Source organism: Occallatibacter gabretensis, assembly GCF_001449115.1.
Taxonomy (GTDB): Bacteria; Acidobacteriota; Terriglobia; order Terriglobales; family Acidobacteriaceae; genus Telmatobacter; species Telmatobacter gabretensis.
The window spans coordinates 2,384,570-2,394,573 of the sequence record NZ_LAIJ01000009.1 but is presented as its reverse complement, the minus strand read 5'-3'; the positions used below and the strand labels follow the sequence as shown (position 1 = coordinate 2,394,573).

The following is a 10,004-nucleotide window of genomic DNA, read 5'->3' as shown; positions in this document are numbered from 1 at the left end:
CACTTCCTCCGCAAGGGGCTTGTAAACCATCTCCCCCGGTCTAAAACGTAAACACTGTCCCGCTTCGCTCACCTCAGCAAGGTTTGGTTTCCCTATCCGTGCGCGTCAGCGCACATGAATCATAGGGTCGCGTTGCGGCAGGAACAGGCCGCTGTGGTGGGAAGCGGAGAATGCGCAGCAGTCGCAGCGCGGGAGGAAACCCCTCCCGTGGATGGCGGATTGCCATAGGCATTGGGTATGACCGATGATGGAGGTGGGACGGGTACGCACCGTCCTGGGGTGTCGAAACCCCGATAGACAAAGAGCGCCGCCGGGCGCTCTGAGCAACTCCCTAGACCTTTTGGCGTCGGGGAGCCTGTGGCGTATGTCCAGGCCCCTAAAGCTAAAGGCCACAGGAGCCTGTCTATCGGCTTTCGAACTCCCCGACCTCGGGTTATAGGGCTGTTTGCGGGGGCGCACCGCAGACGTTTTCGCCTCCCCATCCGATTGAGGAGTTATGCTGATCCCGCATATTGTTTCCCGCAAATGGTTCGTGCTGGTCTCCAGGGAACGCGTATTTGTGTTGCCCTTAGATAGGCGATGGAGGCACGGCTTTGTATGTACGACAATTCCATGTGCGAGAACGACGGGGTGTCCGCGATGAGCGCCATTCGCGAACTGACCTTCGCGCCGAAAGGTGGAGGGCGGTTGCCGCTGCCTGACCGATGCAGTCTCGATCTCTCCTGCTTTGAAGAACCCAAGGTACAAGACGCACTGGCCGTCGCTATCGAAGAAATACTCTACGTCGTCACGTTTTCCGGGATCGAGCTGCAGGCGTTGGACGGCGTGACAGTCACGTCGGACTGCCGTGCGGCTGCGTGCGCCCTGCAAGACCTTCCCCAAGGCCAGGTGCCGTTAGAAATGAACCCCCAACCGGAGGTCATGGAGATGGCACGGACGGCTGCTGTACGCCGCGAGGGAGACCTGCGTTTCCACATCGTGTTACGCCGTGGCCTGGCGTTATCGACGCTTTCTCCGGAGCCGGCGATGCAGCGGTTGGCGCTGGGCTGCATCGCCCACGAAGCCGCGCATGTGGAACACGAGAGCCATCTCTACCGGATGTTTCCCGACAGCTATGGAAAGCCGCTGGAGTGCGGCAACCGTTCGCGCCAGACCTTCTTGAAGGCGATGGATGTCTGGAGCGAATATGCTGCGTGCCGGTCCTCGGCGATGTTTCGCCCGGAAGCGGTGGAGGAGTTTGAAGGGATTCTCTGCCGAGCAATCGAAGACAGCTCTGCAGCGGCATTGGAACAGATCAAGGCACATCGCGAAGGGCGCGGCGCCGGCGATGTGTTTCGCGAACTTCAGCAAATCTTCGGTGATGTTTTTATCTGCGCCGGTTACCTGCTCGGCCACGTCCACGGAATAGAACGGAATCTAAAGGATCGCACGCCGCACCTCGAGGAGATCTTCCGAAAGAAACCGTCCGTCAAAGACCTAATGACCCGGCTTGAACGTATCCTGCATGAACTCTGGCTACGGGAATTTGCTTGGGACTCCATCGAAGTGTTTGCGCCTATCTACGATCTGATCTGCGAGATGATGGCCCAGTGCGGACTGGTCTTTGCCAGACATGAAGAGGAATGGCGAATCTTCATGTACGAGGAGCCCGAGGCCGTCGAAGAGGCCAGAAAGGCTTTGGAAGGATGGACCAAGCAGTCGGAGTCACGTGAACAATAACGATCTATTCCTAGGGTTGCTTCAAACTGCTCAAGGAGCGACTTGGCCTGTTCTCGTCAATCGAAATCGGAGCAGGAAGTGCCTGTCTACGACCTCTGCCGGGGTTCGGCAGAGGTCTGTAACAGGCCATTTCGCAACCCACAGAAACGAATGATCAAGGCACTCGCAGTTCAATCGCTATGGGTGCAGAAGGGTGCTGAATTGTGGATCACTTCTTTTTCGCGGAGCCGAAGTAGAAGGCAATCACGACCAGCGGGGCTTCCTTGATCCCTCTATCCTCCATGCCAGATAGGGAAACCAAGCAGAACATGAAGATTACGATCAGTGCAACTAATAGGAGGGCGTCCCAGCCCTATCCCAGTTGAATGAAGGAGACCTGTATGCCTCTCTTCTCCAGAAACCATTGCAGTACAGCAAGAACAATTATGAGTTGGAGAAACGGCCGGACAGAGGACGCTGCAACAGCGGCATCCACAAAGTCACGCCGTAATCAGAGGTCTACCGAACCTCGGGCCGCATTATGGCTGCGCATCGAGAAAATCCATGATGCCGTTGTACGCAGTTGCCAACTGTGCCTTCAATGCGTTCCGCTCCCGCGATTGAAGGTGCTTCGTCTGCTTGCCACCCTTGGTTTCGAATGGATGGCTGTCAGGAATACGATTACGGCGATCGTTTGCAGCTCTGAGCGCCGTCGCGATCGCGGTAAACTCGCGCGCGAAGGCGGCGTTAGCGTCCAGGAGCTGACCGAACGTCCTGAGTTTTTGCCCGCTCCCATCCACCAACGGCATGGCACCAGCCAGGTTGTTGTCCGCCAGATACTTCTGGAAGGCGCGAAAGACGGCATCGTTGAACGAGTTCTGGGATGCGAGCCAGCCGGACCTATCCGAATAGAACTTGCTGTCGGCGTTCAGGAGCAGGTTGAGCGCGTGCTGAAAATTCGCATCGAGAAGTGGCTTCCAGCCTCGCCAATAGCGCAGCCCGAATCTTGTGCGGATCACGTCGCCAATCTGGTCAAATCTCGTATTGCGAGTGGCGCCGATCAAACCCAGTCCCTTGAAGACGTTCTTGGTCTCGGGTGGGATCCGATTAACTCGTAACCTCAAATTCTGCGTAGAAATATCGCGCTGCACTAACTCTTCAGCCAGCACCATCCCCGCAGCCGGTGCGTGCTGTTCAATAAGGTCAGCGACCACACCGCCGCGCTCGTAGTCGTCATCCGCGAGGTGCGGTATAACGAGCGACTGAACATATGCGGTACTGGTACGAAGCTTGTTGAGGACGCGGGTCGCGGGAACGACGCCAGCATTCCTGCACGTCAGGAAGAAAGCAAGAAGTGCACGCTGGATGGGAAACGAGAGGTGTCCGGTTCTGGCGCGCCGACGGGCGATCGGCAGCAACGCTGTAAGATCGCTGGGCTTCCCCAAGCGAGCAGCCAAGAGCCAGAGTTCGCCTTCGACATAGTCGTACAGAACTCCTTGGGTCAGCATCGCTTGAACCTTGGTCATGATCGGCCGCGACCTGGAATAGTTCTGGAAATACGCCGCGAAGGCATCGATATGCTCTGGGTGCGAAGGAAGAAGTTTCAAGGTCGTGGCGAGTATTTTCCGTGATGCACCCGCTCGGTAGAGGACGAAACGAAGACGGCTCTTGTCCTTCACTCGCAGCGGCCGGCCCCCAACCGCGTCGTTGAACACTGCGACCGCCGAATCATCGTCAAGCTCGGCCTCGTCGTCCGTCTTGCCCGTTGATTCGGCGATGCTGGGAAGCGTGCCTAGCGCATCTGCAAGCGTCGCCGCGTACATCACACTAAACTTCGAACTCTGCGGTATAAGGCTCCAGCGCCGGCACTCCATCTCGAGAATGATTGCGGCCTTGCGAACTTGCTCCTCGGTGCGAGCTAGAACGCGGATGTCGTCGACGTAGCGGATATACGGGATTCCAGCCTTCACCATCGCTTCGTCGAGTGGAAGAAGAAATACCTCCGCGAGGAAGTCCGAAGCCACTGGCCCTTGCGGGATGCCATGATCCACGGGGATGCCGCCGGCGCCAGAGGTCCAAACGCACAGCCAGTCCCGGATGAGTTTCCAAACTTCGCTGCTCCCACCAGATGGAGCCACGATGCTTTGCAGCGCACGGTGAGAGATAGTCTCATAGAACGCAGCCAAGTCAAAATGTGCGATCCAGTGGTTCCCGGCCATGAGGTGACGACCGAGGCGCGTCGAGAACCCGCCATAGGTGCGGCGCCAGTCCTGAAGGAAGAAGATCGACCTCGGATCAGGGTTCAGGCAGTTACTGAAGACGACATTTCGTTCGACAGCGGTACGCCGCGCTGCCATCTGCTCGGCGACCTCATTGGCAATCGCTTGAAGGACGATCTGGTCGTCCAGGGAGAGGAGGGAAAGCGGGCGGAGAAGCTTTGAAGCCTTCGGCATATAGAGCCGAATGGGACTCGTCGGTTTCCATGCGCCATGCAACTTCTCATGTAACAACCCAAGGTTCGGCTTCCGACCCGGCTCGTAAGCCTGGTACAGGTGCCGGAACATCCGCTTGTGCTGCATATTCGTCGCCGTGGTTATGCGCGCCCAGGCGAGATCGAGATTTCGGATGGAAATCAGTGAGGCTTTATTCATAGAAGATTGCCTGCGGCGCAGCGAAACGATTCTACGTCACTCGAAGCTTCTTCATTGAACAGCAACCCAAATTCTGCTAAGGTGCCGACTTCCTCCGCTCAACTGGGCAGTCGAAGAATCGAAATTGTGATCGGCCCGTCACCGCCGACGCGTGACCCAGTTACCGTCCGCATCGAAGTTCTGTGATGCTGGGAAGCCGCATGCGTTCCAGATCAGATCGAACATCGGCTTCAGGATTAGTTGCGCAGGCGTCGCAAAGGTTTCCACGATTGTTTCGGGAAGGATGATTGTTTCGGCGTCGATCGGATAGCCAGCCTCGTCTCGGAGGAACGTGTCGACACCCATCCAGAGATCCTTCGTGTTGGTCAGCGTCATCGCTACAACGATGGGCAGCCCTGCTCCGATGGTCTCCAATAGCCGGAAACATTGCGGTAGATACCGCACGATGTATTCCTCGAACGCCACGCTCGGGATCACGAGACGCCCTTCATGTTGGCTTGCCAATATCCTGCCCTGGACGACCTCCAGAACACCATTTCTAAATAGCTGCGTATAGGTCTCGCATGGCTGTCGGTTTCCGAAAGCGACGACGCCATCCAGGTTGAGGCGATGGCCCCACACTGTGGTTCCCATGGGGGCAATCAGTTGAGGGTTGTCATAGATCGGCCGCACATCATAGGTGGGGCCGCCCGCGAACGCCTCCAATGGAATGAAATGGATGATGACCTTCGGCGAACCCATGAACGGGATCGGCGTCTCCGCGTTCGTGAGCGCTATGATTCGGTCCGTTCGGAAGGCGCGTATCTTCTCGGTAGCAGTGTTTGAAAGCGTGAAAGCGGCGCGCAATTCGTTAACATCTAGCGGATATTTGCCGCCGGAGTTCCGGCCATAGAACTTGTCATGGCTGCCATAGATGACCCGGTGCGGGCCGGCCCAGCTGCGCTCAACCCTGATGATCAAGACGCTCGGCCCCGCCGCTGTCGTCACCGACCTTATGGAGTGGCGGATTCTGGGGCTCAGGCCCGCAGCGATGATGCTGTCGAGGCGTCGCACCTCGAGATCCAGGTCCGCGGCGCCTGTTCCCGTGATCAGTGTCGGCAGGCCGCCGGCCTCGTCCATACCGAACACCAGGTCGCCGCCGCCAGTGTTCGCGAACGAGGAGACGTCGGCCAGAAGCTCCTTTTTATCGCCATCGCCGTTGCCTGGCAGATCGCGCTTGTAGTCGATTGTGCGCCCCTCGGCGACGCCATTAGTGACCAGGGAGACCAGGTCTTCTTCGGTGACGGTATTCAGTGGTTTCGGGATCATGGGCCTGTCTTCTCTACCGACATCCTATTTGACCTTCAGAAGGCGCTCCCATTGTTTCAGATCGGTGAAGACTGGGAGCATGTCCTGCAGGATGATGTGTCGTAGCAGGCGACATAGCAGCATGATGGATGCTTCATGTAGAACATTCGCGTAAGTCAATAGACCGGGACAGGAAGCATTAATATTGCGCGCGGAACTGACCGGTGGCAGCTCAAGAAATCTTGAAAGAATGACCCCGCCGTGAGCGATCTGATTTCGAAGGATGTAGATGTCGGATGCTAAATCGTCCACGCTGTAGGGAGGTACTCCTTGAGCTTCCAGCCCAGGGAACACTTCAGTCTCTGGGCCGAGAATCTTGCAGAGCCGTTGCTTGAAGACCTTCGCTTTTTCCGCCATCAAGATAGAGTCCATCGCGGCCACCCACAGCAATGTTTTCACGTATATGTCTCCGCCTGACATACCGTTTAGGAGGAGCCCGAGCGGGGTATTCAAGCGCGGCTGTTCGGTCTCTATAAGCGCAAGGACACCGTCCACGACCTTCTCTATTTCCCCAGGGCTGAGCGCGCCTGCGCCGCTCATTCGGGCGCAGCCCGCCGATGTCAGGACCTGGTTGTGATCAATCTGGTAGAGGTTGAGCGACGTATCGCCGGACTGGATGAAGATGTCGAATATGTAGCAGCCTACAGGTGCCACTACTTGCAGCGCCAGCATCGTATTCGCCAGCGTCCTGCTCGCCTTCGCCTCGATCGGTGTACCGCCGCCTTGGTGAGGGTGCTCGACCTCGAAGTCCAAACACATCCATCGGCTGAACTGAGAAACTCTCGCTATCTCATTGGGGCTCATGAACTGACCCCAACTGCCTACATCCGGTTTCTCAGCTTCCGAAAGCGATCGGATCGAGACACCGTTTCGGAACCTCATGTCAGGCAGCTGAAGATGGAGCCACAGAGGTAGATAGGCTTTTCGGACGCTCGACACTCGCGAAGCCTCACCTCTCCTGGTTCTGAATGCTGACAGGGATCAGCTTAGCAGGCGCTGACGCCAGTTGTTCTTACGGCCGCTAGTGTTGGTCAACGCCCTCATTAATCGGAATGACGACGTCTGGCGACTCCTATGGAGGAACGCCGACCTGTATCGAGGTTCGGCGGAGGCATCTCTTCTGCCGAAATAGCGAAAAATACGGATGTTAGAATTGGCGCGTGGTTTTCCCCCGTCCATCCGTTAAATCCAATTTATTCGTTGAGGAATTTGCAATGCAAACCGGCGACATGGGCGACGACATCTCGATCAACTCTGATCAAAAAGAACGGCTGGCGTCCCTTTGGCGTGAGGCACAAGATCAGACCATTTCGGTGAGCAACACCACGCCACAGGCGCTGTTCGAAGGCGTAAACTTCCGGTTTCACCTTGGACATGCCATGAAGGCTGCCCTCGAAACGGCAAAGGCTGTGGTTTCGTTCGGCAAGGCGTTCCATAGTCCCTTCGAAATTTGGTCTTGGGTGGAGTGTGGCGCTGAGGCTGGTGCGGCTCTAATGTCCGTATTCGAGTCTCTCGTTCAAAGGATGAGCGCGATCCAGTACGTCACCGCGGTTGTGCTTTCCGAGCACATACCCGCAGGCATTAAGCCAAACGCTTTGGAAGCAAAGGTGAAGGACTTCCTGAATGATCCGAAGTCGCACGAATACGCTTGGCACCTGGGCATGAGCAAAGGACGCCTCAGCGAAGCGAAGGAGGCGATAGGCGACGAAGATTGGTTCGTGTTGAGCTTGGCAAAATTGCGGGACTTGGGCTTCATCTTCGACGAACCTGTCTCTGGCAAGCTGATGTTTAAATCAATCAATTTCGTAGTTGGTGTGAAGTCCGAAACCGGAGGGTAATCGTGATCAGCCCGAGCCTAGCAGCGACGATGTACCAAAGCCTTCTGCAAGGCGTTCTTCATTCCGAAATCAGCAAGGCTCACAAATATGGAGGAGCCTCATTCCTGCATCAACCCTTCGAGGTCTATTACCGGCTCTCTCGGCCATGGACGTTTGAAGGAGACCTGGAATGGCTTCGTCTGTTTTATAAAAGACTGAATTCCATGGCGGACTTCGGAAGACTGCTTTTCGATCATCTCCGGCTTCCGATCGTCGGGCAGGCAGCTCCCAACGCGGAACTGGGAAGGTTGACGGAGTACATCACATTCGACAGTACCGAAAACTCCCTATTCTTTTGGGGCCGCGTTCCCATTCCTGTTTTGCTCAATAGTCTTGGAGACTTTGCAAATATTCCGCCCGAGAAGATTTACCTGGATCTGGGCACACCGCTCCACGCTGGAACGGGCACAGGAACATTAGATACGGACATCGACGACTTGTTGAAGCAAGCGACCGATGCTTCTTCGGCGCGCTGCGGGGCTGCGATCATCGACTTGGGCGAGAGCGCACAGCACGATCCGAATGACTACAGCGGAAATCTGCGCCACGCCGTTACGGGCAACATTGAGCTTTCGGATCATGCCAAGAAGGTTCTAGTAACCCTCCTCGAACGAATCGGGCCACTCCTTTCTGATACCACCGTCAGTTGCGCACTCGTCCGCCCGCCCGCTCAGGCGATCACATCCGGGACAAGCTGCTTCGACCAGGCAACTACTGTGGAATTGCTAGATGCGGTGAAGGCGTTGGAGCCCCAACTAAACGCCGACAACAAGCCAGCTGCCATCAACATTTCGCTAGGCACGCATGTCGGTCCTCACAATGGCGATTCGCCATTGGAGGAGTACATCTCAACAAAACTTGCACGCCGTGGAGAGCGCTTTGTTGTCGTTTCGGCCGGAAACGATGGCGGGACTGGACTCGCGGCAAAGCGAGAACTGGTGGGAGGATCGCGCGAATACCTCAAACTTCGCACTGGCCCTCGGTGCGTTGACCTGCTCGTGGAGTTCTGGTGGTACGAACCGGCAAATTCCAACCTCGTAATCGAGGTCGATCTTTTTGAACGAAGGAATACGGGAGGGAGACGCCAAGTAGGAGCAACGCGGCTCCGCTCGGGCAAGACCCATCAGACTTTGAGTTCTGGTCACCTGGGTTTCCCGTCAATGTTTACGGCGCAGGCACTTTTTCATTCGAAGTGCCGCAACGACCTTAGTTGTGTCGCATTCTCGTTGAGCCGCTTGACTACGCAGTTGCCGACTTTAGAGGTCGAGTTCGCGCTGGAAAGTACCGCGGACGCTACCGTCAATGCGTGGATCGTCTTATGTGAACAAGACCCGGAAACGGCTTTCATCCAAGGTGACGCCGATGGAACTGTCCGAGTTCCCGCCACCGCCAACAACGTTGTGAGCATCGCTGGAAATGATCCGAACGGGAACATGTGGATCAATTCGTCGCGTGGCCCTTCCGCTGAATACGGCAATAGCCAAGTCGATCCTGCTCCTCTGATGTCGCATCTGGCTTTCCGGGGTGCCGAAGCCGGTACAAGCTTCGCTAGCCCTCGGGCCTGCGGGGATTTTCTCCAAACCATAGCCGACCCTCTGAAGCTCCAAAATTGTTCAGACGCTACCGACCTCATCTGTGAGACCTACAACCTCACGCGCAGCGCGCTCACTTGGAACCGAAGAAGCGGGTATCACAAGGTAATCGCTTAGGCAGTCAATCGTTCGTCCCGTCCGAGACCACCGCGATGCGGGCTCACTATGCTTTCTCCAGGCTCCTATATCCCGCCGAATAGGCATGAAGGGCACAGTACGCCACTCAAACGGCCGCGTCATATTCAGTTGGTGGAAGAGATTTACGAGGTAGTCGAGCGCAAGGTCGGACCCAACAACGCCGGGGCCTGAATCGCTAAAAACGTCGCTTTCAGTCGCGGAAAGCAAACTCGCGCGGCAAGAGCGGGTGAGAGGGAGATCGGATCGATTTGGTCGAATGCACGATCACCGTGGTGATTGGCGGACCGCGTCGAGTCGGATGTCGCGCTTGCGCTTCCGCTCTTTGGCATACTCGTCAATCTTCCTGGCTTCGTCCTCCGGAATTGCCCGAACAAAATCCCAAGTGCCTTTGCCTTCACACTTGATCTCATGAAGCAAGCGGCTATTGACATTTTCGAGATAGAGCGCAGCCGCATCACTGAGTGAAGACATCGACCCTATAGACTTTCCGTTCTCCAATACCTGCCATATCGTGATTTCTGTAGGTTCTACCATTCATTTATTCTACGCAGCCAGGCAGATCGCATATGCGATCTGCGCGCGACCACACTCGACGTTCAACGTAAGTTCGATGGGCTGCTGACCGCCTTTGCAAACAGGGCGCTACTGAATCAACTGCTGCGCGATTACATCCTCGAATCTGATCTAATTCGGTAGAGAAC

At 56.3% G+C, this 10,004-nt stretch carries 7 protein-coding genes; 3 read left to right on the top strand and 4 right to left on the bottom strand.

Annotated features, from left to right (window positions below):
- Nucleotides 1-597 precede the first annotated feature (597 nt).
- Nucleotides 598-1,719, top strand: coding sequence for a hypothetical protein (locus VO84_RS16290; RefSeq protein ID WP_058188614.1), 1,122 nt, complete (start codon nucleotides 598-600; stop codon nucleotides 1,717-1,719).
- A gap of 518 nt (nucleotides 1,720-2,237) precedes the next feature.
- Here VO84_RS16290 and VO84_RS16285 read toward each other — a convergent pair.
- From VO84_RS16285 to VO84_RS16275, 3 genes are all read right to left on the bottom strand, one after another.
- Nucleotides 2,238-4,349, bottom strand: a complete 2,112-nt coding sequence (locus tag VO84_RS16285; RefSeq protein WP_058188613.1) for an RNA-directed DNA polymerase — start codon at nucleotides 4,347-4,349, stop codon at nucleotides 2,238-2,240.
- Between the two features lie 138 nt (nucleotides 4,350-4,487).
- A complete protein-coding gene (locus tag VO84_RS16280) occupies nucleotides 4,488-5,657 on the bottom strand; it encodes an AlbA family DNA-binding domain-containing protein (RefSeq protein WP_058188612.1) in 1,170 nt (389 codons plus the stop codon).
- 24 nt (nucleotides 5,658-5,681) lie between these two features.
- Nucleotides 5,682-6,500 (bottom strand): hypothetical protein, encoded by an 819-nt coding sequence (locus VO84_RS16275; protein ID WP_150132876.1) that lies wholly within the window; start codon nucleotides 6,498-6,500, stop codon nucleotides 5,682-5,684.
- A 356-nt stretch (nucleotides 6,501-6,856) separates the two neighbouring features.
- Between VO84_RS16275 and VO84_RS16270 the strand changes: the two genes are divergently transcribed.
- Entirely contained in the window at nucleotides 6,857-7,534 is a 678-nt protein-coding gene (locus VO84_RS16270; protein ID WP_197414060.1) for a hypothetical protein, read from the top strand.
- 2 nt (nucleotides 7,535-7,536) lie between these two features.
- Nucleotides 7,537-9,282 carry a S8/S53 family peptidase gene (locus VO84_RS16265; protein ID WP_157439925.1) on the top strand — a complete coding sequence of 582 codons (1,746 nt, stop codon included), beginning with the start codon at nucleotides 7,537-7,539 and terminating at the stop codon, nucleotides 9,280-9,282.
- 285 nt (nucleotides 9,283-9,567) lie between these two features.
- Here the strand turns inward: VO84_RS16265 and VO84_RS16260 are convergent, their stop codons facing one another.
- Nucleotides 9,568-9,837, bottom strand: coding sequence for a hypothetical protein (locus VO84_RS16260; RefSeq protein ID WP_157439924.1), 270 nt, complete (start codon nucleotides 9,835-9,837; stop codon nucleotides 9,568-9,570).
- Between the last annotated feature and the right edge of the window lie 167 nt (nucleotides 9,838-10,004).

Excerpts from the sequence above, each read along its gene's own strand:
- VO84_RS16285 (WP_058188613.1), bottom strand. The coding sequence starts at position 4,349 with ATGAATAAAGCCTCACTGATTTCCATCCGAAATCTCGATCTCGCCTGG.
- VO84_RS16275 (WP_150132876.1), bottom strand. The coding sequence starts at position 6,500 with ATGAGCCCCAATGAGATAGCGAGAGTTTCTCAGTTCAGCCGATGGATG.
- VO84_RS16260 (WP_157439924.1), bottom strand. The coding sequence starts at position 9,837 with ATGGTAGAACCTACAGAAATCACGATATGGCAGGTATTGGAGAACGGA.
- VO84_RS16280 (WP_058188612.1), bottom strand. The coding sequence starts at position 5,657 with ATGATCCCGAAACCACTGAATACCGTCACCGAAGAAGACCTGGTCTCC.
- VO84_RS16290 (WP_058188614.1), top strand. The coding sequence starts at position 598 with ATGTACGACAATTCCATGTGCGAGAACGACGGGGTGTCCGCGATGAGC.